We start from the raw sequence: 24736 nt of genomic DNA on the forward strand, positions 1-24736 counted from the left end.
TAAACTTTGTCTAACTATATTATTTAGTAACATGGTTAAATCCTTTACTAAAAAAGAAATTCCTAACTTTCAGTGGCGTTTTTATATTCCCACTGAAAGTTAGATGAGCATATCATGGAAAAAAATCAGGCTGTGTCTTACAGTGTGTTCGTGATAAATTTACCTTTCAATTAAAATGACATCAGCTGTTCCTATTGGAGGTAAACTTTTTGTTACTCTAGGTCCAAAAAAAGCGTATACTTTTGTACCTTCACTAAGTTCATCAAACGAGAGTTCCTTCTGATCCTCTAAATTAATTATAACTGTAGTTTCAGAAATATTTAGTTTGATTTCATCATATCCATGTTCCCCTATCTTTTGGCCTAATACAGTGAATTGAGGTACTTCATCTACAATTTTCATTTCAGAAATCGTTCCAACTGTACCTTGCTGCTGATCTATCACGGTCCCATTCACAATTATTTTTTGTGCATTTGTCATTGGAGGTATACTCATTGTCATGATAAGATCATGTTCTACCTGAATTTCTGCACCTAAAGACAAGTCGTTGATAGTTAATCTTTTTCCATCTTCAGAAATAATCTGAGTTTGATCTGAAATGACCAACGAAACACCATATTCAAACCCATTTATTTCAACTAAGGTCGTTTGATCATTCTGAGTTGAAATACTAGTAATTACTCCTGTTTCAGTATTCACATCTTGTTCTGAATCTTGATCTACCTCCTGAATTGATACAATTCCTGTATCAGAAATGGAAAGACTAGCAAGCAGTTTGCTCTTAATATAATCTATATCAACATAAACTATTCCTGATCTGAATTCGTATGAGAAGTTTTGTATTTCTTGATCAATAATTAACTCTAACTTATTATTTTCTTTTAATAATTCTACTGTTTTTAGCTGATCATCCCAGATTACCTCGTAATCAAGTGCAGTGGCGACAGCTCTTAAAGGAATCATCAAAATATTGTTCTTGTTTAAGTAAGGAGTTGCTTCATTAGAAAGAAAACTTCCATTTACTTCAACCTTGTATGGCATATTTTGAGTTGTATAAAGTTCAATTTGAAAATCTTCTTCATTCAAATTAGAAATTGGATTTATGTTTCCTGTATTGGCATATGTACTATTTCCAATCGTTAAAAGTGTACCTAATAAAGTGATACTAAACAGCTTTGCATGTTTCATGATGTTTTTCTTCCCTTCAAGAAATTTTATTTAGACATATCCTAGACGGTATCTTTTCAAGAAAGGTTGCACTAATCTCAAATCTTATATTGCAAAAAATAAACGCAAAAAAACCACTGACTTGTCAGTGGTTACTTTATGTATAAGTGGCGGAGAGAGTGGGATTCGAACCCACGCACGCATTACACGACTACTCCCTTAGCAGAGGAGCCCCTTATAGCCACTTGGGTATCTCTCCTTGGCTCCCCGAACAGGACTCGAACCTGTGACAACTCGGTTAACAGCCGAGTGCTCTACCAACTGAGCTATCAGGGAAGGACAATAAATAATTTATCATGTTTTTTGATTATAGTCAAGTGGGATTAACTTCAATTTTCCTTTGCATTTTCCACAGACGTATTTTGAGACATCCATTTTTCTTTTTCTCAAGTAGGTTGTCCCACATTTTAAACAGGTTAATTGATAGCGGTAAGCCTTTTTAGCCCGAGCATCATTTAAAGGTCGGCAATATCTAGTTCCTCCAACTTCTTTTAATAATTGTTTAAAATCAGCATCACGATGTTTGTATCCTCTATTTAATAAATGCAGATGATAATGGCAAAGTTCATGTTTAATCACTTTTTCAGTCTCTTCTTTTCCAAATTGATGATAATACTGCCAACTAATATCTATATTGTGAGATTTAATAAAGTATCTGCCACCAGTAGCTCGCAGCCTACGATTGAATGTAGCTTTATGTAAAAATGGTCGTCCAAAAAATTGAAGCGATATTTGCTCAATCCAGCTCTGTAGTTGTTTATCGTCCAACACATCTCCCCCGCTTCTAAAATTTCCTACAATTTATATACAACCTATACTTAGCTAACTATACACAAGAAATATTAAATACTCCGATTTGAAGTCAAATGCTTGTTATTCTATTCTCCCAAAACTATTGCAACTTTTTTTCAGTGTGTATACTTGAATTTTAACTTATAACTAAGTTAAACTGTCAAGTAAAAGGATTTAACGTGAGAGGGGAATACTGATGACTCAGTTCAAATATGTGATTTTGCAATTAGATGAAAAAATTGAATTTGTAGAAATGCCTTCTACTCATGCATATCAGTTAAGTGCATTAAATCGTAGACTACATAAGGAACTTGATAAGCTAACAGCTGATAATGCACCTAAACTTCCTATCGCTATTGCTGAATGTGACAACCTAGAATCCATTCAGGAAGGAATTAAGATTACGGATGGTTTAACATATATGTCTGGATTAGAAAAGGAGTTTTCAAGTACAGAGGAAACCTCCTATCCATTAATTTCTCTTCTTACTGAAATAAGAGCTCTCCTAGCCCAGCTAGAACAGTGGTATGAAGAAGAAGTTGAAGCTTAAAACTTATTATACAGACATGCACAATCCGCCTCTGATCCCATAAATTAATTTTAATACACTATTTCTTCCTTTGACTCAAATTTTCTCCAATAAAAAGAGAGTTTAAGTAAGTTATTACGGGATAAGAACTTTTTGGAGGTGGATTGTGATATGCCAAATTGGTTTTATAATCAATTAATACGCGCTTACCGAAATAAGGATAAACGAAAAGTTCAGCTGTTGAATGAATGCTGGTTTTTTTACAACCAACTCGAGAAAAAAACAGAATAATATGGATTCTTTCATTTAAAAACACCTGATAACTATTCGTTTTTCACGATAGTTACCAGGTGTTTTTATTCATTCAATCAATATTTTTAGGATAAGTTTACACTTCACTATAGAAGCTTAACCATTCTGCTTCATCGTTAAGCTCACTCTTCCTTTTTTCTCATCCACTTTTAATACCCATACAGTGACAACATCACCAACGGATACGACATCTAATGGATGTTTAACAAATTTATCGCTCAGCTCTGAAATATGCACAAGCCCATCATTTTTAATACCGATATCAACAAATGCACCAAAGTCTATCACATTTCTAACTGTTCCTTTGAGCTCCATTCCGGGTTTGATATCCTCCAACTTTAAGACATCTGTTCTTAAAATAGGAGCTGGGAGATCCTCACGAGGGTCTCTGCCTGGTTTTTGCAAGCTTTCAATAATATCCTTCATCGTTGGCACACCCACGTCCAGCTTAGTTGCAAGTTCCTCTGGATCACGTTCTTGTAGAGTGCTTTTAAATTGGGATGAATCCATTTGATTGGGCTCCAGTTGAAGCTCTTTGAACAGATGATCTACTATTTTATAAGACTCCGGATGTATTGGAGTATAGTCTAGTGGATTCTCTCCATCGCTGATTCTCATAAAACCAACACACTGCTCAAACGTTTTCGCGCCTAAGCGAGGCACCTTCTTTAATTGCTCTCTTTTACCAAATTTCCCATTCTCCTCACGATACTTTACAATATTTCTTGCAATCGTTTGGTTAACCCCAGAGACATAGGATAACAGAGACGGTGAAGCTGTATTTAAATCCACTCCTACATGGTTTACCGCAGATTCTACAATGACCTTCAAGCTTTCCTCTAATCGTTTTTGTGAAACATCATGCTGGTATTGTCCAACACCTATAGATTTAGGATCAATCTTTACTAGCTCCGCTAAAGGATCTTGCAATCTTCTGCCAATTGAAATCGCGCTTCGCTCAGCAACATCTAGATCTGGAAACTCCTCTTGAGCTAGTTTAGATGCAGAATATACACTTGCACCCGCTTCATTGACAATCATATATTTCAAATCTAACTTTTGCAGCTCCCCAATTAAATCTGCTACAAATTGTTCCGTTTCTCTTGATGCTGTTCCATTTCCAATGGCAATTAATTCTATACTGTACTGTGAAATGAATTTTTTGAACTTGGCTTTTGCTTCTGTTATTTTATTTTCTGGAGGAGTGGGATAAGTTACAGCTATATCCAACATCTTGCCTGTATCATCTATTGCAGCAAGTTTACAACCGGTTCTATAGGCAGGATCAACTGCTAATACACTTGTTCCTTTAATAGGAGGCTGAAGAAGCAAGCTGTGAAGATTTTCTGCAAAAATATCAATCGCTTTCTCTTCCGCTTTTTCAGTTAACTCATTCCTTACCTCTCGCTCAATGGATGGGGCAATGAGTCGTTTGTACGCATCCTCTATAACTTGATGAAGAATATCTGATACGATAGATTTTCTAATGATGACTTGTTTAATGATATAGTCGTAAATTCTTTCCACAGGTACGTCTAAACGAACCTTTAGGAAACCCTCACGTTCTCCACGATTAATGGCCAGAATTCTATGAGGTGGCATTTTTCGAATGGGCTCCTGATATGCATAGTACATTTCATATACGGATTCTGCTTCATTGTCCTTTGCCTCTACGTCGATCTGACTTTGATCATATGTAAATTTACGAATCCAAGCACGAATCTGTGCATCATCTGAGATATTTTCAGCTATAATGTCCATTGCTCCTTGTATGGCATCATCTGCACTTTCTATCCCCTTTTCATGATCCACATATTTCTCTGCTTCAGATTGGATAGATCCTTCCTGCAGCTGCAGCATCATCCATTGAGAAAGCGGCTCTAATCCTCGATCCTTAGCTACAGTAGCACGAGTTTTTCTCTTTTGCTTATATGGACGATACAGATCTTCTACCATTTGGAGCTTTTCAGCTTTTATAATGTCTTGCTTTAATTTATCTGTCAATTTGCCTTGTTCATCTATAAGACGAATCACTTCAAATTTTCGATCTTCTAGGTTGCGCAAATAAGTTAATCGTTCTTGGATTTCTCGTAGAGCAACCTCATTCAGTTCACCGGTTTTTTCTTTACGATACCTCGCTATAAAAGGAATTGTATTCCCTTCATCTAATAAACTAACTGTCGTTTTGACTTGACGATAGGATATCTGAAGTTCTTTTGTGATTTGCTTCTGAATTCGTTCTTGAACTTGCTCCCCTTTTTCTTCATTGATTTGTTCATTTTTTTCTATTACTACTTGTGTTTCATTTCCTGTTTCATACTCTGGCAAAAAGATCAGCTCCTGTATAAAAATTTGTAACCTTTAATTTATAAGTTATGTACAACCACAAAAAGCGAGGGTTTAAGCCCTCGCTTTTTGAAGTCATCCTATTAAAATTCAATTAACCCTACACTAATTTGCAAGGCTTCATCCACTTTACGCATCGTCTCTTCGTCAAGATGAGTAATTTTATCCGTTAATCGTTGTTTATCAATGGTACGAATTTGTTCTAATAATATGACTGAATCACGATCAAACCCATGCGTTTTTGCGTCAATCTCAACATGTGTTGGTAGTTTAGCCTTTTGTATTTGTGCAGTAATTGCGGCAACTACAATAGTCGGGCTAAAACGATTACCTATATCATTTTGTATCACAATAACAGGTCTGACTCCACCTTGTTCAGATCCTACTACGGGTGATAAATCGGCATAAAACACATCCCCGCGTTTAACTATCAAGAGCTACACCCCGCTCACTAAACGGTCAACAGTATTGTCCGCTTCTTCCTCCGCTTGAAAAGCCTCCGATGCCATATTCAAATTGATTTTTGCCATTTCCATATATCCGCGCTGCATCGTCTCGCGAATATGTCTTTTTTTACGTTCCATGAGGTATACTTTCATTGCTTGTCGAATAAATTCGCTGCGATTGGATCGTTCCTGTTCTACGATTCCGTCAACCTCTTGTAATAAATGATCAGGTAAACTTATCATAATCCTTTTAGTGTTCGTGTTATGTGCGTTGGACACCAATCTCACACCTCCAAAACATTTCCAAACCAATAATACCATTATGGCGTATATCAAGCAATTTTATACAAGAGATAATATATGCATTTGATATATCAAGTATGCTAGCCATAACAAAAAATCGTACATTTTTAAGGTTATTTTAATCCTTGTAATATATATTCGATCAAATAAACGAAATTCCTTCAAGATTCTTCATTTTATGCATAGTAAATATTGGTAATTACTCGTCATAAGTGCAGACCATTATGCACCATTACTATTTCACCATGTTTAACATATACTTTTGGAACTCGATGAGAGAGCATACAGACGATTTCATAATTAATGGTATCCAACTGTTCAGCCAATTCCTCTACAGGAATTTGTTCATTTCCTTGTTTACCAAACAAAACAACCTCTTCACCAGATTTTACATCTTCCAATTCGGTGACATTAATCATGCATTGATCCATACAAATCGTACCAATAACAGGTACTCTTCTCCCTCTAATCAAAACATCAGCTTTTCCAGTCAACATACGTGAATATCCATCAGCATAACCAATTGGCAATGTTGCGATTTGTTCATCATCTTTAGTAAAGTACTTCGTTCCATAGCTGATTCCAGAATGAGGAGGCAATACTTTCGACATAACTACTTTTGTTTTTAAGCTCATCACAGGTTTGAGATCTATTTGTTGATGATCTACTTCTGCAGATGGGTAAATTCCATACATACTAATCCCTAGTCTTACCATATTATATGAACAATCAGGCAAATCAATTGCTGTAGCACTATTCCCTGTATGAATTTTAGAAAAGTGAATATTCTTATCTTCAAAATAATCAACAATAGATTTAAAATGTTTATATTGGTCTAAAGTGTATGTCTTATCTTCTTCATCTGCATTTGCAAAATGAGTATAAATTCCTTCAATTTCAATGACATCATCTAATTTTAATACTTTTTTAATAAATGGAATGGCATCATTTTCGTATCGAACACCTAAACGTCCCATACCTGTATCTATTTTAATATGAACTTTAACTGGTTTATCTTTTTTAATTTTACTTAACGCATCGATCATTTCATCCTGAAAAACAGTTAATGTGATATTGTGCTCGATGGCTAAGTGTATTGCATCCGATGGAATGTATCCTAAAACAAGGATAGGTGCAGTAATACCCGCTGAACGAAGCTCTAATGCTTCATCCAAAAACGCAACAGCTAAGTACCCAGCTCCACTGGATATCGCTTGTTTGGCTACTTCAACTGCACCATGCCCATATGCATTTGCTTTAATCACTGCCATGATCTCCATTTGATGCGGTAGGAACTCTTGAAACCTTATTAAATTATGATGTAAAGCGTCTAAAGAAATTTCAGCCCAAGTCGGGCGGTAGTATGAGTCCATCGAATGTTCACCTTCTTCTCACAATAAGGATTGTGATCTATCATCCCTATCTAATTAATGTTAATCGCTTCTGATAGGGCTGTCAATGAACAAACAACAAACAAGTTTTGGAACTTATTTTCCAATTTGTCCTTCTACGGACTGAGCAATCTTCACCATTTCTTCCTTAGGCAAATTATCTGTCGTTAATTTAAATTCTACCCCATCATAAATCCAGGTTAGTGTTTTCTGCTGCTCACCTGTTAATACAGCCATAGTGTAACCTAAATCAATAATTTCACCTTGTGGAAGATTTACATCTTTGGAATCAGGTCTTTCCTCTAATATAGAATATTGATAAACTCCTTCATAACGGATTAGAACAGCTAATTGATCATTACGTTCTATTTCTCTCAGATCCCAAATAGATACACCATCAGGGGTATAGCTAGGTTGAATGACTCCAAATGATAGGTTCGTTGGACCTGAACCCTCTGCACCTTCTGTTTCCTGCTCCGCTAAAAATGTAGGTAATGATTTCATTTGCCACATGGACAAATTGCGCTGCATATCAAATGCATCGTCCTCGAATTGTTTATCAAATTCGAACTCATTAAACTTCACTGAAACAAGAACTGTAGCATTTTCATCAGAAATTTCTACTTGTTGTGGACTGTATTCATCCTTGCTGAGCCAAATTTTTTGACGGTTTAAAGAACGATTCTGGTAATTAGCATCTACATCAAACACAAATGCCTTCAGCTCATCATCTGTTGTGAACTGTCTTTCAGTATCCGTTATAATACTATTCACCAACGTTTCATATAAGTACACTTGCCCTTGCTGCCCTGGCCAATCACTTTGGAATCGGAAACTCTTCTGCAAGTGTGGTGTAAGAACAAATACGCCTTCATCATTGCGCAGCACAATTTGTGTCACATCTCTACCTGTATTGGTAATTGAAATACGATAATAATGAGGAGATTTGTAACTGACCTCTAATTGATACTCCTGTGCTTCATTTCCTGTATTGAGTGTCATTGTTCCCGTTCCATGATAACTTTCCATATCTTTAATTTTCTTTTCTAGATCGTTCACTACGTCATCTGCATCTCTCGCACCGCATGCTGACAAAATAAGTGACACGCTTATCACAATGATAAAAACCCATGTGATTTTACGCATGTTTATCCCCTCCACAAAAAGTTTAATTTACTGATACATGTCTATGTGGAAACTTGGACAATTATGCAGACTAGCTTGACAAGCTTGAAGGATTGTTATGTAAAAATGCATAAAAGAATAAGCAAAAGCACAATTTAGACTTATGGAAAGCAAAACATATCCAATTACTCGGACAAAACTTTTGATTTTTTTAGTACAAAGCCAAATTGCATTAGCAACTGCTAGAATTGTTCAAATTTTAAGCGCGGAGGTAAATAAAGACGCTTGGATTTCTGTGCTTGTTTCTGGACTTATTATACAGTTCGTAGCGATTCTCCTCTGGCTCTTATTAAAGAGGTATCCAACTTCAACATGGTATTCGTTGTTATCTTCAACGCTTGGTTCTTTTTTTGGAAAAACATTGAGTCTTTTATACGCAGCTTTTTTTATTTATTTAGCCACATTAGAGGTTTTATCTGCTGCTGAGTTATTGCAATATTGGATGCTTACATTCACTCCAAAATTCATTACTATTATTCTTGTGACATTAGCAGCTGTGTTGCTCGCAAGAGAAAATATCTCAGCCATCATTCGATTCTATTCTTTTACCATTTTTTTTATTTTTTTATTTCCTATCTTAGCAACAGTGACTTACTCAAATTTTGACTTGCGTAATATATTGCCCATTGGATCTTCTGGAACCTCTGCAATTCTGAATGCTTCTTATGAATCATTTTGTTCCTTGGCAGGCTTTATCGCTATTATCATGTTATATTCGGAGACTGAAGGTTCATCTGCACAAAAACTGCGTACGATGCTTATTTCAAATATTTGCAGCATATGTTTTTTTACTTTTTTAATATTTTCAGCTTCAGCGGTTCTTGGGCCTGAACTTCTTAAAGCAGCCAAGTTTCATCTCACTTTTATGGTAAGAGACGTCACACTAGGTTTAATTCAAAGAATTGATTTATATTATGTACTCATTGGATTAGTGTTTAAAATTATTTCCTGCATCACATTTTTATACCTTTCTGCCTCAGGGGTTGGACACGTATTTCATAAAAATCAACATCGAAAAGCCGTTCATTATTTGGGGTTCATTGTTGTTCTATTAGCTATTTCCTCTTTATTCGATGGAAAAATGATAAATAACTTTGTAATTACTATTTTTGTGGCGATCATCCCTAGCTTGTTACTGCTTTTCACCTATCTATTTCAAAACAAAAAGAAAAAAGTGTAGAGAATATGGGAGTGTAAAAAGTGAAATTGTTACATACATTTTTTAACAAAAAACAACATCAAACAAAACAGAACACCAAACACCAAACAAAAGTATCTTCCATTTTATCTAAAAACCAATCACATATTGATTCGATTTTTAACCATACAGATGACGTAACTTCAAAAAAAATAAATTTTCTCGAGAAAACAGGGGTTATGTTTTATATTCATTCATTAGTACATCAATTTGATATTGCCGAACGCATCATTGAACCACTAAGTTCTGCAGAAGAAAATCAGTTAGAGCAAGTACTATCCTTTGTTTCAATTGAAAAAACAGATTTTATGGATGAAGTGATCGATTTAATGTTGGAAGGGAAATGCGTGATTTTTCTGGAATCTAGTTCTGAAGCTTATATTATTAGTGTTTCAGAACTTCTAGGACGTGAGGTTTCCCCTTCTGAAGCAGAACAAGTCGTCATTGGATCGCATATTAGTTATGTCGAGATCATTTCAAGAAATCTATCTCTTATTCGAAATTCTTTGAAAAACCCTGATTTATCGGTAAAAAACCATCATTGCGGAACACGTACAAAAAACAAACTAGCGCTATTATATATGAATAATATGGCAGATGATAAAATGATTAAAAAAATTCAAAGCAAAATACGAAACATCAATATAGATGCATTAGAAGGTTTAGGAGAACTACAGAAATTATTAGAGGACATACCCTTTACTCCATTCCCCCAATTTCTCTGGACAGAGAGAGTAGATAAAACTGCATCTCTTTTATTAAAAGGAAGAGCCGCATTGTTAGTGGATGGTTACCCAGGAGCACTAATCTTGCCAGCTACTTTTTTTGATTTCTTTCAAGCATCCGATGACTTTAATTCTAGATGGTTAGTTAGTTTATTCTATCCGTTTATACGAATCTTTGCCATGGCAGCTTCCATACTTTTGCCAGCTTATTATATTAGTGTCGTATCGTTTAACTTCGATACGATTTCATTAGATCTAATATTGCCTATCCAAGATGCACTTCAGACCGTGCCGTTTACTCCTTTTGTTGAAGCTATTTTTATGAGTCTTACCTTAGAGCTCCTTCGAGAATCTGCTGTACGTCTGCCACGACCTATCGCAGAAACAGTAGGGATTGTTGGAGGTTTAATTATAGGTGATGCTATTGTAGATGCCGGATTAGTCTCAAATTTTATGATCATTATTATAGCTCTTACAGGTATTGCTACATTTGTGGGTCCATATAATGAGATGAGAGTTACCATCCGTTTAATCAGTTTCCCAATGATGGCCGCTGCGTCATTATTAGGTCTAACAGGAATGACATTTGGGATTGTATTCGTTATGATTCATCTCTGTACATTACAATCTTACGGAAAGCCCTATTTTTCATTCGATCATTTAATTGGAATTTCAACTAAAACTTAAAGAAATCTCATAGATTGGACGAGCTGAAACCTATGCTCATGTGACTTAATACTTCAAGGTACAAGAAAAGTGGGGGTTCATGTGTTAAAAAGATATGCTCAATCATTTGTGCTATTGTTGTTTATATTCTTACTGAATGGATGCTGGGATCAACGTTTATTAAATGAATTATTTATTGTTATTGGTGAAGGAGTTGAGAAGAAGGAAGATAAACTTATTGTAAGAACTGCGTTCGTTTCTGAAGAAGAAGGAAAACAAAAAATCGATGTAGTTGTAGCTGAAGCAGGGACACTGCAAGGAAATACGCTGATTGCTAATCAGTTTACAGGGGGAACAAATTCAGTTTCTGACATTTTGTACACTGTTATGAGCAGTGAAGTTGCCAAAGAAATTGAACTGTTATCATTATTTAGTGTTGATTATGTGTCTTCGTCTAATGTATTAAAACTGATTCCAATCGTCACAGATGAAGAGATGCACCAAGTTTTTGAAATCATAGAAACAAAAAATGATTATAAATATACAGCTGGTCTATTAGAAGATGCAGCTTATGATACGATAACAACATCCACTAACTTACAAAAGCTTTTACCTCTTTTATATGATCCTGCTATGGACTTTACACTTCCCTATTTAACCATCAAACAGAACAAATTAAAAATTTCAGGCATAGCATTATTTCATGATAAAAAGTATTCAGGCAGCACCTTACTTGATGGTGATGCAACCTTCTTATTATTAATGGCCAACCAAAAAGGAACACGCGCACGAATTGAAGTTCAAATCACTGAATTTGATGCCCCTTTTTATGTTCTTTCTGAAATTAAAAAGAGCAAAAGTGAAATCAACATCGACAGAGTAAATAGTGGAAAAATTAAAGCGTCCATCGATTTATCATTACAGGTATTTATTCAAGAAACTTCGAATGTAAATCAATATGCTAAACATGAATCCAGTTTAAACAAAATACTTGAAAACCATTTTACAGAAAAAGCAAAGGGAATTATACAAACTTTACAAGAGGCAAATTGTGACGTTTTTGGATTTGGTCGAGAATTAAGAGCTTATTATCCAGAGGTTTGGAAAACACTAGATTGGGAAACACAGTATCCTTCAATTTTAATTGAGCCTCATATTTCTGTTGAAATCATCAATATGTCTTTGATGGATTTTTAATTAATTATTTATTAGTGTTTTTTAGAGAGTAGGTAGGCATCCACTTCCGCACCGTTGCACAAAGCAGAAATGTCAGATAAACACGATTAACACATTTAGTGCTGAAAACTAAGCCGTTTCACAATTTCAGTGGATACCTAATCCCTTTTTAAATATTTCTAGATGTTTTTAACATAACCATTGCTTTATCGAGTAGTTACATAAGCATAAATAATAAAGAAAATAGCAAGCTGAACTACGATTAAAATATTCGGTACAATCAATATTAAATCAATAATAAAAAATAAAGACAAAATGCCTACAAACAATCCTAAATGATGGATCTTTAATCGATGGTTAACATGTCTGTATTGGTGAAAAACTAAGGTTGTAGCTAAGAAATATAATACAACCGATACAAACACAAAAAATACCATGAAATAATAATTCACCTCATATAAGTATAACAATTGCAGTGAAACAGCTACCATACTTAAAGAAGTAAAAATGAGCAGATGACCAAAAATAATCGCTTGTCCTGCTGTTTTTAATGTTTTATCCACCTTTTTCTCTAAATTATCAAAATATTGCCACCACATTGAAATAATCACTATAAACGATACAGCTGAAAACGAAATAGAATATAAATCACCATCTTTAGGATCTAATATAGAAAGAGCACTTACAATAGATTCACCAAAGAGAATGATGGTAAACAGTCCAAAACGTTCTAATAAATGAGCAATATTTATTGGATGTTTAATTAAATATTTCCTTCCGAATATAGGAAGGGCGATATCCACAAAAATTCCCAAATAAAAGATTAAATATCTGACCCAAGAATCGAAAAAGATGGATAAGGCAGAAATCATGAGGCCAATCCAAAAAGAAGTTCCCAAATATTGTGCAACTTTTTTGCGATCCCCTTCTTCACGTTTCCGAGCAACAAAGTACTGACTAACTGTAATAATCCGAAGCCCTAAATAACCAAAAAGAAATGAATAATAATACTCATCAAAATCAACAGACAAACTTGAAATCATAATAAGCGTAAAGAACATTTGAATGATCATAAATACCCGTTGATGTATCAGATCTTCACCGAACCGATTAATAAATAGCGTTTGTCCTGCCCATGCTCCCCAAATAGGAATCATCATTAATACAAACTTTAATAAATACTCTGCATGAATAACTCCTTCTTCAACATGTAAAAGTACATGTGTTGCAGTTGCAATAGCCACAACAAAGACAAGATCATAAAAAAGCTCCAGCCATGTTACCCTTTTTTCATGCATCCTTTAACCCCCTATGACTATTTGGATATAATTATAATGGTTATTACACTTTCAATTTATACTTGTTTGACATTATAACAGTTTAGTACTAAACTATCAATACAGTAGGGAGATACCACTATGAATGAAAAAGACAAAAAATTATTAAATGATAAGGACAAACGCTTAGGTTTATTATTATGGATTCGAATTGTGCGTTTTTTTAATAAAAACTCCCGCGAATCCAACCAATTTCTAAATCAATGGAATTTATCCACTGCCCAATTTGATGTAATAGCTCAAGTTGGTTCATATACTCATGGACGACTAACACAGCAGGACTTAGCAAAACGATCGCTTGTCACAAAAGGGAATATTACTCTATTGTTAAAAAAAATGGAGGATGCGAATCTCATTGTACGAGAGAAAGAAAAGAAAAATAAATACATTTCACTTACAGAAAAAGGAAGGCATCTTTATGATGAGGTTGTGCCGCAACAAGGACAACTCCGTGCAAGTCAATTTAGTCGATTGACTAGAGAAGAACAAAAGCAGCTGCTTTACTTAATAAAAAAGCTTGAAGATGAATAATACATTAGGAGATATACTACTATGACAACAAATCTAAAAAAGTACACTGGGGAACACATTGATGTTACTTTTAATCGTGAAAGATGTATACATGCAGCAAAATGTGTGCGTGGTTTACCCAATGTTTTCAATTTAAAAAACAAACCATGGATTAATGCTGATGCTGAGACTGCAGATAAAATAGCGGAAGTGATTGAAAGATGTCCAAGTGGTGCTTTGAAATACACCCGTAAGGATGGACAGGAACAAGAAAAACCGAAGCCGTTAACTTCAATTGAAGAGAGTGCAAACGGCACCCTTTTTGTCAGAGGAAACCTATCCATTAAGCAAGGCGAAGAGGAAGTTCAATGTAATCGCGCAGCTTTATGTGGATGTGGATTATCTAAAAACAAACCTTTTTGTGATAACAGCCACCAGAAATAAAATACAACTTTATGAGGATGATACAGATGATGGTAATCATTTTAAAAGGGGAAAACAAATTTTATATTGAAAATGATGGACAAAATGTAGCGGAAATTACTTTTGTCCCATCTGGCAACAAACGACTTATTATCGACCATACATTCGTTGATCCTCAGCTTCGAGGGCAAAGAGTGGGAGAAGCTTTAGTTGAAAAAGTAGTGGAATATGCTAGGGAAGGAAATAAAACGATTATTCCTCTTTGTCCTTTTGCTAAAAGACAGTTTGATCAGAAGAAAGAATATGTTGATGTTTTAGAGAAATAAATAAAGAGAATCTTTCTTTCAGTGGGCGTTTTTATCTCCCGCTGAAAGTTAAATGACCTTATCAGGTGAAATTATGCTGTTATCTCCCCCTTGAAGAAGAGGGAGTCTTACAGCATGAGAAAGTGAAAAATTCAATACGCCACCAATTAATAGTCTATTCAGATGGATCAACTTCTCTTAGCGCCCTATTATAGTTATTTATAACTCGCTAAATTACTTCCTCAGAACCAAATCAAGCTATTATAGTTAGTATATTTATGACTTTAACTGTTCTGGGAGTGAATAATACCAATAGAACTATTTAAAATATTTCATGAAATAAATAGAATATTTTTAATCTTGCAAAAACAAATGAGTTATAGTATTATACATTCATAAAGTAAGTTACTTTAATATAGTAAATTATATAAAGTAACTTTATCAACTTACTTGCTGTTATATGATTGATTGTTAAACTGGCCAGTTTTCAATATAAATTTAATTAAGAAATGGAGTTATTCAATTATGAAAAAGTATTTATTTTCTTTATTATCAATATTATTAATTTTTAGTGTTTTTGGAACCTCTTTCGCCAATGATGATAATGTTCAAAATGGCAATGAAATTGCAGACTTAATTACAGATAATGCTTTTGTTGACAATAACCAAGTATATCCTGCCCCACTTCCTGAAGCTGCAAAAGGACAGACTATTCCTATGGACAAAGGATACATAGTCGAGGAAATAGGCGATGGGATTTATGCTGTAATGGATGGGATTTTCAGTACAATGTTTATGACTACTGGACAGGGAGTTATAGCGGTGGATGCTCCACTAACATTGGGAGAAAAGTATTTAGAAGCAATCAAAGAAGTAACGGATGAGCCGATTAAATATGTCATTTATACTCATGCTCACCAAGATCATATTGGTTCAGCGTCTATGTTCCCTGATGATGTAAAAATTTATGCTCATGAAGAAACAGCAAAAATATTAGAAGAAAGACAAGATCCTAACCGTCCTGTCCCCACAAGAACTTTTAAAGGTGATAAACAAAGAATACAAATTGGAGATAAAAAAATTGAGTTAGATTATGTGGGGCAGAATCATCAAGATGGAAATATTTTCATTTCCGTGCCAGACCAAAAAGTTTTAATGGCTGTGGATGTCATTTTCCCAGGCTGGGTGCCTTTTCGTTATTTAGCTATTTCTGAAGATATTCCAGGGTGGATAGATGCACACTATAAAATATTGGAATATGACTTTGACACATTAGTTTCTGGTCATGTTACCCGCTTAGGTACACGTGAGGATGTAGAAATTCAAATAGAATACATCGAAGACATAATTGAAACTACAAAACGTGCTATGCAAGAGGTTAGTCAATTTGAAATCGGTCAACAGGTAGGATTTGAGAACCCTTGGTATCTCATGGATGTTTATTATAATGAAGTGATAAAAGTGGCTAATGCAGAGCTTGTTCCTAGATGGGTCGATAGACTCGGTGGAGCTGACATATATACATGGCAACACATCTCCGAAATACTTGATATGTTACGACTTGAATAATGAATTAGTATATCAATATGTTCATGCCCGAAAATGCTTCTTATTAGAAGTATTTTCGGGCATTTTAAAGTGTCGAGGAACTATAAGTCAATTAACAATAGATGATGACAGAGCACCTAATTATAGAAATGCTTAAAAAATAATAAAAGCCCCAAGAGAAGTTTGATCCTTCTGTTAGAACAGATCCATTTTGGAATTTGTAATTGTCATATAACATACTGATGCAAAAAGACGGATTATTATTGCCGTCTTTTTGCATCAGTATGTTATATTAAAATGATATAGGTGTTCCCTTTCATTAATTCGCTTCAAATTGAACTGTACCTACTGAACACGTGGAAACTACGGCAAAGTTATATGAATCTCCGAAACTATCACTTACATTTTCTAACATAACGATTCCCTCTCCAACCTTTGAAACCGTTCCCCTAATAAAACCACTAATAATCACAAAATTACTTATTTCATTACTTAACATGTTAGTTGCTGGGTCCTCTATACATGCACATTTACCTTTTTTCTCATTTTTAGGTTGTTTTAATGTAAGTGGATCAGACAAGGAATCAAAACCAACGGAAAAAATAGAATGAACAGGTATATTTCCATTATCAGTAAAAAGAACAAAACCTTCAACAGATTGTATATTGGCATTAGGAATGTTACTGGAAAGGCTATTTTCAACTATAGTTCTCAGCATAATGGATCTATCTTCCAATTGCTTTAGAATACTTTGCATTGGACATACACAACAATCACAGATTGTTTTGTCGAAAACTCCCATTTAAATAACCTCCTTTCATTTCAAGTTAATATAGCATATGTAGTTAAGAGATGTTTTGACTGGGTATTTATTGCCCATAGTATTGACCATAAATTTGTCAATTCTCAGCTTCAAGGGCAAAGAGTAAGAGAAACATTAGTTGAAAAAGTAGTGGTATATGAAAGGCAGGGAGAGTTAATATTTATCACAACTGGCAGAGCTTCAGAGCAATTTATAATTACTGAGGTTAAAAACTTTATTCTTTTTGGTGATGATGGTGAAATCATTCCCGTCTGTAATTTAGCTTCCGCTAGTACTACTGTAGGTCAAACATTTACAGTTAATTTAAAACCGATTCGAAAAAGCACAAAGGTGGATGTGCTTGTTGTGAGGGGCCGATAACCAATTTATTAAACTCATTTCCAAGAGGAACAGAAGTGTTGATCAAAGTAGCTGATGAAGCAGCCTTGAGGGTACAATAACTGATATTGAAGAAGGAATTGTTATATTGGATAACGTGAATAATCAGATTAGAACTGCTGCTATCTCTACTTGTGCAATACAGTCAATAAATGGGGCAGAATAAAGAAATCTATGAAATGAAGATAAAGGTAGTGCCTAGAGTAAGAAAATCTTTTCCTGACACTACCTTAATATAAACTTAAATATTTTCCATTTTTAATGCATCGATAATATTTTCTTTTTTCACTTTTGAACTAGCGTATAACATGGCTGCACCTACAATCATAAATATGGCTATAACTGTAAATAAAATCGCCATCCACGGTAATGAAAAATCATAACTGAAAGTGTTCATTAAAGATGTATAAATCAAATACATGATTGCAACACTAATAGGCAAACCATATAGCAATGATTTTATTCCATAAAAGATACTTTCATAATTAATCATTTTATTAAACTCTTTTGGTGTCATGCCAACTGATTTGAGCATTGCAAATTCTCGTTTTCGAAGTGCTATGCTAGTTGAAATCGTATTAAATATATTTGCAACAGATATCGCCGTAATTAAAACCGTAAATCCATAAATAAATACTTTCAATAATAACACTAATTGTTCAGCACGCTGTCTATCTGAAAAAATGTTACTTATAAACAAATTGCTCTCACTAAGTTCTTCGATTTCTGTTTGTGTTTTCATTGGATCTGATGAGTTTAAGAAAAGATCCGTCATTTGATATTGATACTCATCTTGGAGAACGAGTTGTTCGAATAAACTTTCAGGTACAACGAGTGTTAGTGTACCGAATCCTGCTGTACTATTACCCATAGGATATTGATCCGTTATCGCTGCAATTTCTATTGAGTTCACGAAAGTTTCTTGCTCAGTTTCAAAATCTTGTTGAATTAAATCAAACTTATCCCCAAGATCAGTATAAATTGATTTTTCTTGAGTTATTTTACCATTATCAAAATTTTGATAAACAAATGTATCTATTACAATTGCAGTTGGATGATCTGTATCCTTAAACTTTTCAATATCTGCACCAACTGAATTTGCATAAGCTTCAAAGCTAGCTTTATCTAAAGCCTGTATAAATACTCCATAGAGCTTTTTTCCATCCTTATTTAAGCTAGAATCACTCTGAATATTTTCACCAGGAACTTTATCCATATCAATCCATGAATTTAGATAAGTTGAATTTACAATACTATACTCCGTAACATTATCAAGTGCAGCAAATGACTTTAATTCTTCTTCATTTTCATAAGTAGTTTGCACTTGAATGTCATAATTAATACTTCCCTGTGCTAACTCCACAGATTTTTGTAAACTATTACTAAAGAAAGATATCGTTAAGAACAGTACAATACTGATGACTAAGGAAAATACAGTGACTTGATATCTTTTTTTATTTCTTTTTAAATTTTTCAAACCAATTTCCGCCTGAATTCCGAACATTTTACGAACAAGCTTAGATGTCTTTACTTTCTTTCCTGTTAGTTTGACATCCTGATTTTGACGAATGGCATCCATAGCCGAAATCTTAGATGCTTTACGAGCTGGTAAATACGATGATATAAAAATTGTGACTAGTGAAACTCCACTCGCTGCTAAGATTGAAATAGGTGTAACTATTATAGTAAGCTTTTCATTAATATCGAATGCATTTTGAATGAGCGAGTTAATGATGGAGAAAGTAATACCTAAACCGCCTAACCCTGCTAAAATTCCGAGTGGAATGCTTATTAAGCCTACAACCATTCCTTCGAACAAGACAGAATTTCGTTTTTGTTTTTTCGTAGCCCCTACACTACTTAACATTCCTAAATGACGTGCACGTTCAGAAATACTGATAGCAAAGGCATTATAAATTAAGGCAATCGATCCAATCACAATGACGGAGATAATAATGGCCGAAAGAGAAACCAAAGTTGTTCTTATGTTATCATCATTTGACACTCCATAATAACTTAACAATTGATTGTTATATGAGACGGATTCGGGTTCAATACCAATTTCTATTGCTAATGATTTGCCAAGATTATATATAGATTGATTCACCTCTTTTACTGCCACAAATGCACTAAAAGTATTCTCCGAACTAACTAAATTTTCATCAAAATAACTAAAGATTGTATATCCAGGCTCCCAAGTCTCCCATGCTGGATGATCCACTTTCCCTACAATGGTATAGGTTTTTTTCTCTGTATTTTTCAGTATTTCACTTAATGTGCCGTCCTCTAAAAAGTTTAATTCTGGAGTTTGACCTAAAGGTCTTGCTGAATCTTCATTCATCGCATAACGTTCTCCGACATCAATTGTAAGCTGATCACCAACCTCGTATTTTATGCCGCCATTTGTCTCAAGATCCTTGGGAATCACAATTTCGTCAGCCGCTTCTGGAAGTCTTCCTTCATTCAATTCAAAGGGAAATTGTTTAAATCCCTGTTCATTATATTCCTTGACAATAAAATAAGGCTTATATTTGTTTTTTGAATCTTCTAAAAGCGCATATCCAATCTGATTAGATAGAACAACCGTTGTTGTAGCCTCATCCTGTTTAATGGCTTCTATTTGTTCTTTGTTAACATCTTGCAGGTAGAAATGCCATTCCCCGTTTTGGGCAATCGTACTTCTTTTCATTAAATCTAAAAAGGATGCTGCAAGTGTTGTCACAGATGTGATCATAGCAACAGAAATGATGATACCAATAATAGTCACAAGTGTTCGTCTTTTATTTTCCTTTAAATGCCTAAGGGTTAATTTATTTATAATATTCATCGACGAATCACCTCATTTTTAGCAATCCTTCCGTCTTCAATCGAAATAATTCGGTCCGCTTGTAAAGCGATTCTTTCATCATGAGTAATGACAATTAATGTTTGGTTTAATTTTTTATTAAACATTTTTAATAAATCCATGATTTCCGTACCATTCTTGCTATCCAAATTCCCTGTTGGTTCGTCTGCTAGCATAATCGCAGGGTTACTGATTAATGCTCTCCCGATGGATACTCTTTGTTGTTGACCACCAGAAAGCTGATTAGGTAGATGATTCAATCTATTATCTAAACCCATCGTTTTAACAATATCATTCAATTGCCTCTTATCTACTCGATGTCCATCAAGTAAAATGGGCAAGGTAATATTCTCTTCAACGGATAATATCGGAATCAAGTTATAAAATTGATAAATGAGTCCAATTTGCCTGCGTCTGAAAATAGCTAGTTGAGTTTCATTCAGCTGATACATATCTGTATTATCTACCAGAACCTTTCCGCTAGAAGGACGATCCACACCGCCAAGCATATGAAGCAGTGTTGATTTCCCAGATCCAGACGGTCCTATTATAGCTACAAATTCACCTTTGTTCACTGAAAAAGACACATTATCTAATGCTTTAACTGCTGTATCTCCTTTACCGTACACTTTAGACAGATTATCTATTTTTAAAATTTCCATGAATGAAAACCTCCTATTTGTGATGTGCTTTTAGTATATCTGTCCAAAATGACTGTCTGGTGACTCTTAAATGACAATTTAGTCATATACTATAACCCAAAAAAGTGACGAAGTACGTTGTAGTCTATGCCTAATACTTTTTCCAGTTTAGGATGAGCTGGTGTCAACATTATCCACATGGACGTGGATGACATTAGTTGACCGAGGTCCATACATTCAATGAGGATACTCCGGTGTTTTTGTTCCAAAGTGACTTTTTGGACATGCACTTATATGACTTGTTTATAAAACTTAATTCGAAAACGGGTACCCTTTCCTTTCTCACTTTGAACATCGATATCTCCGTTTTGAGTAGAAATAATACTATGAGCAATAGCCAGACCAATACCGACACTATCCGTGTTTGAATTTTTACCTTTATAAAAGCGTTTAAAAATATAGGGTAGGTCTTCTTTGGAAATTCCTTTACCATTATCCGCAATGATGATTTCCGTAAACAATGTATTTTCTGAAAAAGATATGGAGATCTCACCGCCTTCTTGTGTATGTTCTATACAGTTTTTTAAAATATTGATGATGGCTTCAGCTGTCCAATTTAGATCACCAATTAATGAGACGGTGTCCTCACCATTTATATTTACCGTCTGTTCTTTGATATCCATCGGAATCAAAACCGGTTCTAGTGCTATTTGAACGAGCATTCCCACCACAATATGATCTTTTTTAAACTGCACCGTTCCAGCATCAATTTTAGAGAGCTTTAATAAGGAGGAAACAAGCCATTCTAAGCGCTCAAGTTGAATGCGAAGATTATGTATAAATTCCTTTCTTTTATCCGCTCTGAGATGATCATCACTTAACAAATCTGCCATTACCATCATCGAGGTGAGGGGAGTTTTAAGCTGATGAGAAATATCTGAAATCGCGTCCGTAAGTTGGCTCTTATCCTGCTGCAGTAAAGAGCTTTGTTCCGATAACATAGATGTTACTTTGTAAATATTGTTTTTTAAAATACTTAGCTCTCCTTCTTGATTATCACGCACATCCAGAGAATAATCTCCCGCACTAATTTGACGTAAGTAATTAGAAAGATTCTCTATTTCACGATATCTTCTTCTTGTAAATACAAAGAAGCACCCAATAAGTAAAACCGAACTTACGAAAACAAGCATCGCAGCGTACATTGACAGGAATGTCCCTAATGTAGTTGCACACAAACTAATTATGCACATCATCAGTAACAAAATTTGTGTCCCTTTATGGCGCAACAAACTAATCACCAACCTTGTATCCTAAACCCCGAATGGTTTTGATTATTGTCGGATTTTGGGGATTATCCTCTAGCTTCACCCGCAACCTCTTAATATAAACGGTTAATGTATTATCATTTACGAAGTCTCCTGCTACATCCCAAATCTGCTCTAAAAGCTGATTCCTTGAGAGAACTTGTCCAATATGATTCGCAAAGATGAGTAATAAACGATATTCTAAAGCAGTCAAAGTTATTTCCTTTCCATTTTTATATACCTTCCCTTCTTGCAAATGAATTTGGACATTTTCTATCTCAACGATTGATTTTGTCTTTGTTTTCTTCTGATATCTTCGTAAGACTGATCGAATTCTAGAAAGAAGTTCACGAACGCGAAAAGGTTTTGTAATATAATCATCTGCCCCCATATCTAACCCCATCACTACATTCACTTCATCATCGACTGCAGTTAAAAAAATAACAGGAACATCACTCTGCTCTTTTACAATACGGCACAAGTCATAACCACTTCCATCAGGCAAAGATAAATCAAACAAACACAAAGAAAATTGCTCTAATTGTTTTAATAATACTTTTTTAGCACTTTCGGCATCATAACAAAGAACTGTGGAATAATGTTCTTCTTGCAACGAATATTCAAGTCCAGAGGCGATGGTTTTATCATCCTCCACAATTAAAATGTTCATCTGAGAATCATCCTTTTACTTTAAATGTGATAATATGATTCAAAATACACTTTTTATTCTCCCCTATAGAGTGAAAATGTTATCAAATTTATAATGGAGGGATATTTGCAACCCAAAAATTTATACGATTAGAAATTTATGGTTGGTGTAATGATCAATGTTGGCAACGTTAATGATTTCCGTAAATTTTTCTTCATATATTAGATTGATAATGAGTTCAATAATTATGGATTTTGTGGTATCCTTTTCCATGTCTGATCCTTTAAGTAAGGGACTTGGAGACAGAACTAACAAACTATTTTAAAGAAGTTTTTCGTTTATAGTAGGATTTTCTCCTAATCTTTTTTTCGAATTTCTATTGTCAAATTAAAATTAAGTTAATGCAATTCTAATGATTTAAAAAGTATAAAGTGTAACGTTTGGGAGGGAAATATGAATTTCTTTGAAATTTTGTGGCCATATTTACTTGTTTTTATATTCTCTGCAATCCCTTTGTTTGAAGCGTATGGAGTGATTCCCATTGCCATTGTCGCAGGCTTATCACCTATTCCTGTTGTGATCATAGGGTTAACAGGGAATATTTTAACCGTAATTTTGTTAATTTTATTTATTGAGAAGGTTAAAGAGTGGAGAAATAAAGTCAAAAAAAATAAAAAACAAGGGGTTGCTAATAAGCGTTCCTTAAGAGCAGAAAAATTATGGAAAAAATATGGTTTGATCGGACTTACCATCATTGGACCTCTACTAGTAGGTAGTCATCTTGCGTCTTTCATGAGCCTTGTATTCGGAGGAACTAAAACAAAAACATTATATTGGATGATCGCTAGTATCACGATGTGGAGTCTTCTATTTTCAATTTTAACCTATTTCGGCATCAATATTTTTTTTACAGATGGTGCAGGGACTCTAAATAAATATTTCAATAAATAAATTGGAACCTAAAAAGAAAGAAGCTTCCCAAAAGTTGGTATAACTAATGAGAAGCTTCTTTTATGTTTACCCAATTGTTGTTATATAAGAGATACAGGAAGGTGTGCAGGAGCACAATTTTTGAGAGTAGGTACACGTCCAGTCAAAGTCACACAATTATGAATACAATATCACATCAATTTAAATATGGTGAGGTGTTTAGTATGAGCCTTTTTGATGAAAGCATTTGTGATTGTTGTGTTTGCCCGATGCAGTGTGTAATGGAGCAGTTGGTTGGGGAAGAAATTGGTATAGTAACTGCATCAGGAAGTAATATTTTTGTTATTTTAAACGAAGTAAAGAACTTTATCGCTTTCACTGATCAGGGAAATTTTCCAATTTGTAATATAACTACTCTTCAAACAGATGGAGCAACTTCCCTAAACTTAAAACCAATTAGAAAAAGTAAAGGAGAATGCGCTTGTTGTGAAGATCCTATGACAAATTTGGCAAAATCTATGATTAGAGAAATAGTAAATATTGAAATTATAGGGAATGTTGGTCTATCTGCAGATGCAATAATTGTTGATGTCGGTGAAGGAATTATTCTTATTGGGAATCCAGCTGGATCAGAATTGGCTCCTGTTTCTAGTTGTTTTACCACTAGAATTATACCAGTTGCAAGTAGCGTTAGTTTATCAGAAAGAACATTCAAGTTTTTGGAACAAAGAACTTAAAGTATAA

General features: G+C 34.4%; 25 protein-coding genes and 2 tRNA genes. 12 read left to right on the forward strand and 15 right to left on the reverse strand.

What is annotated here, in order from left to right; genetic code table 11:
* Positions 1–159 precede the first annotated feature (159 nt).
* The 4 genes from Q5Y73_RS19665 to Q5Y73_RS19680 all read right to left on the reverse strand — a co-directional run bounded on the left by Q5Y73_RS19665 (position 160) and on the right by Q5Y73_RS19680 (position 1995).
* Positions 160–1188 (reverse strand): stalk domain-containing protein, encoded by a 1029-nt coding sequence (locus tag Q5Y73_RS19665; RefSeq protein WP_305993624.1) that lies wholly within the window; start codon positions 1186–1188, stop codon positions 160–162.
* Between the two features lie 147 nt (positions 1189–1335).
* Positions 1336–1426: transfer RNA gene (locus tag Q5Y73_RS19670), tRNA-Ser, on the reverse strand.
* A gap of 1 nt (position 1427) precedes the next feature.
* Positions 1428–1503 (reverse strand) — tRNA-Asn (locus tag Q5Y73_RS19675).
* 18 nt (positions 1504–1521) lie between these two features.
* Complete coding sequence (locus tag Q5Y73_RS19680) at positions 1522–1995, reverse strand: SprT family protein (RefSeq protein ID WP_305993625.1); 474 nt, start codon at positions 1993–1995, stop codon at positions 1522–1524.
* Between the two features lie 220 nt (positions 1996–2215).
* Here Q5Y73_RS19680 and Q5Y73_RS19685 point away from each other — a divergent pair, with 220 nt between their 5' ends.
* Both Q5Y73_RS19685 and cmpA read left to right on the forward strand, forming a co-directional pair.
* Positions 2216–2569, forward strand: coding sequence for a hydrolase/acyltransferase (locus Q5Y73_RS19685; protein WP_305993626.1), 354 nt, complete (start codon positions 2216–2218; stop codon positions 2567–2569).
* A gap of 150 nt (positions 2570–2719) precedes the next feature.
* Entirely contained in the window at positions 2720–2839 is a 120-nt protein-coding gene (cmpA, locus tag Q5Y73_RS19690; protein WP_305993627.1) for a cortex morphogenetic protein CmpA, read from the forward strand.
* Positions 2840–2956: 117 nt separating this feature from the next.
* Here the strand turns inward: cmpA and Q5Y73_RS19695 are convergent, their stop codons facing one another.
* The 5 genes from Q5Y73_RS19695 to Q5Y73_RS19715 all read right to left on the reverse strand — a co-directional run bounded on the left by Q5Y73_RS19695 (position 2957) and on the right by Q5Y73_RS19715 (position 8492).
* The gene (locus Q5Y73_RS19695; RefSeq protein ID WP_371320242.1) at positions 2957–5188 is read right to left on the reverse strand and encodes a Tex family protein; all 2232 of its coding nucleotides are present in this window, start codon (positions 5186–5188) and stop codon (positions 2957–2959) included.
* 101 nt (positions 5189–5289) lie between these two features.
* Positions 5290–5640 carry a type II toxin-antitoxin system PemK/MazF family toxin gene (locus tag Q5Y73_RS19700; protein ID WP_160648047.1) on the reverse strand — a complete coding sequence of 117 codons (351 nt, stop codon included), beginning with the start codon at positions 5638–5640 and terminating at the stop codon, positions 5290–5292.
* A gap of 3 nt (positions 5641–5643) precedes the next feature.
* A complete protein-coding gene (locus Q5Y73_RS19705) occupies positions 5644–5895 on the reverse strand; it encodes a CopG family ribbon-helix-helix protein (RefSeq protein ID WP_305993672.1) in 252 nt (83 codons plus the stop codon).
* Between the two features lie 266 nt (positions 5896–6161).
* On the reverse strand, positions 6162–7328 hold the full coding sequence (gene alr / locus Q5Y73_RS19710; RefSeq protein WP_305993628.1) for an alanine racemase: 1167 nt from the start codon (positions 7326–7328) through the stop codon (positions 6162–6164).
* Between the two features lie 114 nt (positions 7329–7442).
* Positions 7443–8492: a LolA family protein gene (locus tag Q5Y73_RS19715; RefSeq protein ID WP_305993629.1), complete on the reverse strand. Its 1050-nt coding sequence runs from the start codon at positions 8490–8492 to the stop codon at positions 7443–7445.
* A gap of 181 nt (positions 8493–8673) precedes the next feature.
* Between Q5Y73_RS19715 and Q5Y73_RS19720 the strand changes: the two genes are divergently transcribed.
* From Q5Y73_RS19720 to Q5Y73_RS19730, 3 genes are all read left to right on the forward strand, one after another.
* Complete coding sequence (locus Q5Y73_RS19720; RefSeq protein ID WP_371320243.1) at positions 8674–9711, forward strand: GerAB/ArcD/ProY family transporter; 1038 nt, start codon at positions 8674–8676, stop codon at positions 9709–9711.
* Positions 9712–9731: 20 nt separating this feature from the next.
* Positions 9732–11141, forward strand: coding sequence for a spore germination protein (locus tag Q5Y73_RS19725; RefSeq protein WP_305993631.1), 1410 nt, complete (start codon positions 9732–9734; stop codon positions 11139–11141).
* An 81-nt stretch (positions 11142–11222) separates the two neighbouring features.
* Positions 11223–12317 carry a Ger(x)C family spore germination protein gene (locus tag Q5Y73_RS19730; protein WP_305993632.1) on the forward strand — a complete coding sequence of 365 codons (1095 nt, stop codon included), beginning with the start codon at positions 11223–11225 and terminating at the stop codon, positions 12315–12317.
* A gap of 185 nt (positions 12318–12502) precedes the next feature.
* Here the strand turns inward: Q5Y73_RS19730 and Q5Y73_RS19735 are convergent, their stop codons facing one another.
* A complete protein-coding gene (locus Q5Y73_RS19735; RefSeq protein ID WP_305993633.1) occupies positions 12503–13594 on the reverse strand; it encodes a low temperature requirement protein A in 1092 nt (363 codons plus the stop codon).
* A 120-nt stretch (positions 13595–13714) separates the two neighbouring features.
* On the opposite strand from Q5Y73_RS19735, the gene Q5Y73_RS19740 reads away from it, so the two are divergent.
* The 4 genes from Q5Y73_RS19740 (at position 13715) to Q5Y73_RS19755 (ending at position 16440) form a co-directional block, all read left to right on the forward strand.
* Entirely contained in the window at positions 13715–14164 is a 450-nt protein-coding gene (locus tag Q5Y73_RS19740) for a MarR family winged helix-turn-helix transcriptional regulator (protein WP_305993634.1), read from the forward strand.
* Positions 14165–14185: 21 nt separating this feature from the next.
* Positions 14186–14587, forward strand: coding sequence for a (4Fe-4S)-binding protein (locus Q5Y73_RS19745; RefSeq protein WP_305993635.1), 402 nt, complete (start codon positions 14186–14188; stop codon positions 14585–14587).
* Between the two features lie 26 nt (positions 14588–14613).
* Complete coding sequence (locus tag Q5Y73_RS19750) at positions 14614–14892, forward strand: GNAT family N-acetyltransferase (RefSeq protein ID WP_503366724.1); 279 nt, start codon at positions 14614–14616, stop codon at positions 14890–14892.
* Positions 14893–15396: 504 nt separating this feature from the next.
* A complete protein-coding gene (locus Q5Y73_RS19755; RefSeq protein WP_305993637.1) occupies positions 15397–16440 on the forward strand; it encodes an MBL fold metallo-hydrolase in 1044 nt (347 codons plus the stop codon).
* A 298-nt stretch (positions 16441–16738) separates the two neighbouring features.
* Here the strand turns inward: Q5Y73_RS19755 and Q5Y73_RS19760 are convergent, their stop codons facing one another.
* Complete coding sequence (locus Q5Y73_RS19760) at positions 16739–17221, reverse strand: hypothetical protein (RefSeq protein ID WP_305993638.1); 483 nt, start codon at positions 17219–17221, stop codon at positions 16739–16741.
* A 150-nt stretch (positions 17222–17371) separates the two neighbouring features.
* On the opposite strand from Q5Y73_RS19760, the gene Q5Y73_RS19765 reads away from it, so the two are divergent.
* A complete protein-coding gene (locus Q5Y73_RS19765; RefSeq protein ID WP_305993639.1) occupies positions 17372–17602 on the forward strand; it encodes a hypothetical protein in 231 nt (76 codons plus the stop codon).
* 259 nt (positions 17603–17861) lie between these two features.
* Here Q5Y73_RS19765 and Q5Y73_RS19770 read toward each other — a convergent pair whose 3' ends face one another.
* The 4 genes from Q5Y73_RS19770 to Q5Y73_RS19785 all read right to left on the reverse strand — a co-directional run bounded on the left by Q5Y73_RS19770 (position 17862) and on the right by Q5Y73_RS19785 (position 23083).
* Positions 17862–20447: an ABC transporter permease gene (locus Q5Y73_RS19770; protein WP_305993640.1), complete on the reverse strand. Its 2586-nt coding sequence runs from the start codon at positions 20445–20447 to the stop codon at positions 17862–17864.
* Positions 20444–21127 (reverse strand): ABC transporter ATP-binding protein, encoded by a 684-nt coding sequence (locus tag Q5Y73_RS19775; RefSeq protein ID WP_305993641.1) that lies wholly within the window; start codon positions 21125–21127, stop codon positions 20444–20446. Before Q5Y73_RS19775 ends, Q5Y73_RS19770 begins: the two co-directional genes overlap by 4 nt.
* A 269-nt stretch (positions 21128–21396) precedes the next feature.
* Positions 21397–22359 (reverse strand): sensor histidine kinase, encoded by a 963-nt coding sequence (locus tag Q5Y73_RS19780; protein ID WP_371320245.1) that lies wholly within the window; start codon positions 22357–22359, stop codon positions 21397–21399.
* Between the two features lie 40 nt (positions 22360–22399).
* Entirely contained in the window at positions 22400–23083 is a 684-nt protein-coding gene (locus Q5Y73_RS19785; RefSeq protein WP_305993642.1) for a response regulator transcription factor, read from the reverse strand.
* A 432-nt stretch (positions 23084–23515) separates the two neighbouring features.
* Here Q5Y73_RS19785 and Q5Y73_RS19790 point away from each other — a divergent pair, with 432 nt between their 5' ends.
* Together Q5Y73_RS19790 and Q5Y73_RS19795 are read left to right on the forward strand one after the other, a co-directional pair.
* Positions 23516–24013, forward strand: coding sequence for a small multi-drug export protein (locus Q5Y73_RS19790; RefSeq protein ID WP_305993643.1), 498 nt, complete (start codon positions 23516–23518; stop codon positions 24011–24013).
* Positions 24014–24216: 203 nt separating this feature from the next.
* The gene (locus Q5Y73_RS19795; RefSeq protein ID WP_305993644.1) at positions 24217–24729 is read left to right on the forward strand and encodes a hypothetical protein; all 513 of its coding nucleotides are present in this window, start codon (positions 24217–24219) and stop codon (positions 24727–24729) included.
* Positions 24730–24736: the final 7 nt, after the last annotated feature.

Origin of the sequence: Chengkuizengella axinellae, assembly GCF_030730905.1 — a bacterium.
Taxonomy (GTDB): domain Bacteria; phylum Bacillota; class Bacilli; order Paenibacillales; family KCTC-33759; genus Chengkuizengella; species Chengkuizengella axinellae.

Excerpts from the sequence above, each read along its gene's own strand:
- Q5Y73_RS19715 (WP_305993629.1), bottom strand. The coding sequence starts at position 8,492 with ATGCGTAAAATCACATGGGTTTTTATCATTGTGATAAGCGTGTCACTT.
- Q5Y73_RS19740 (WP_305993634.1), top strand. The coding sequence starts at position 13,715 with ATGAATGAAAAAGACAAAAAATTATTAAATGATAAGGACAAACGCTTA.
- alr (WP_305993628.1), bottom strand. The coding sequence starts at position 7,328 with ATGGACTCATACTACCGCCCGACTTGGGCTGAAATTTCTTTAGACGCT.
- Q5Y73_RS19795 (WP_305993644.1), top strand. The coding sequence starts at position 24,217 with ATGAGCCTTTTTGATGAAAGCATTTGTGATTGTTGTGTTTGCCCGATG.
- Q5Y73_RS19685 (WP_305993626.1), top strand. The coding sequence starts at position 2,216 with ATGACTCAGTTCAAATATGTGATTTTGCAATTAGATGAAAAAATTGAA.
- Q5Y73_RS19775 (WP_305993641.1), bottom strand. The coding sequence starts at position 21,127 with ATGGAAATTTTAAAAATAGATAATCTGTCTAAAGTGTACGGTAAAGGA.
- Q5Y73_RS19665 (WP_305993624.1), bottom strand. The coding sequence starts at position 1,188 with ATGAAACATGCAAAGCTGTTTAGTATCACTTTATTAGGTACACTTTTA.
- Q5Y73_RS19790 (WP_305993643.1), top strand. The coding sequence starts at position 23,516 with ATGAATTTCTTTGAAATTTTGTGGCCATATTTACTTGTTTTTATATTC.
- Q5Y73_RS19745 (WP_305993635.1), top strand. The coding sequence starts at position 14,186 with ATGACAACAAATCTAAAAAAGTACACTGGGGAACACATTGATGTTACT.
- Q5Y73_RS19760 (WP_305993638.1), bottom strand. The coding sequence starts at position 17,221 with ATGGGAGTTTTCGACAAAACAATCTGTGATTGTTGTGTATGTCCAATG.
- Q5Y73_RS19705 (WP_305993672.1), bottom strand. The coding sequence starts at position 5,895 with ATGATAAGTTTACCTGATCATTTATTACAAGAGGTTGACGGAATCGTA.
- Q5Y73_RS19770 (WP_305993640.1), bottom strand. The coding sequence starts at position 20,447 with ATGAATATTATAAATAAATTAACCCTTAGGCATTTAAAGGAAAATAAA.
- cmpA (WP_305993627.1), top strand. The coding sequence starts at position 2,720 with ATGCCAAATTGGTTTTATAATCAATTAATACGCGCTTACCGAAATAAG.
- Q5Y73_RS19785 (WP_305993642.1), bottom strand. The coding sequence starts at position 23,083 with ATGAACATTTTAATTGTGGAGGATGATAAAACCATCGCCTCTGGACTT.
- Q5Y73_RS19750 (WP_503366724.1), top strand. The coding sequence starts at position 14,614 with ATGATGGTAATCATTTTAAAAGGGGAAAACAAATTTTATATTGAAAAT.
- Q5Y73_RS19735 (WP_305993633.1), bottom strand. The coding sequence starts at position 13,594 with ATGCATGAAAAAAGGGTAACATGGCTGGAGCTTTTTTATGATCTTGTC.
- Q5Y73_RS19780 (WP_371320245.1), bottom strand. The coding sequence starts at position 22,359 with ATGTGCATAATTAGTTTGTGTGCAACTACATTAGGGACATTCCTGTCA.
- Q5Y73_RS19755 (WP_305993637.1), top strand. The coding sequence starts at position 15,397 with ATGAAAAAGTATTTATTTTCTTTATTATCAATATTATTAATTTTTAGT.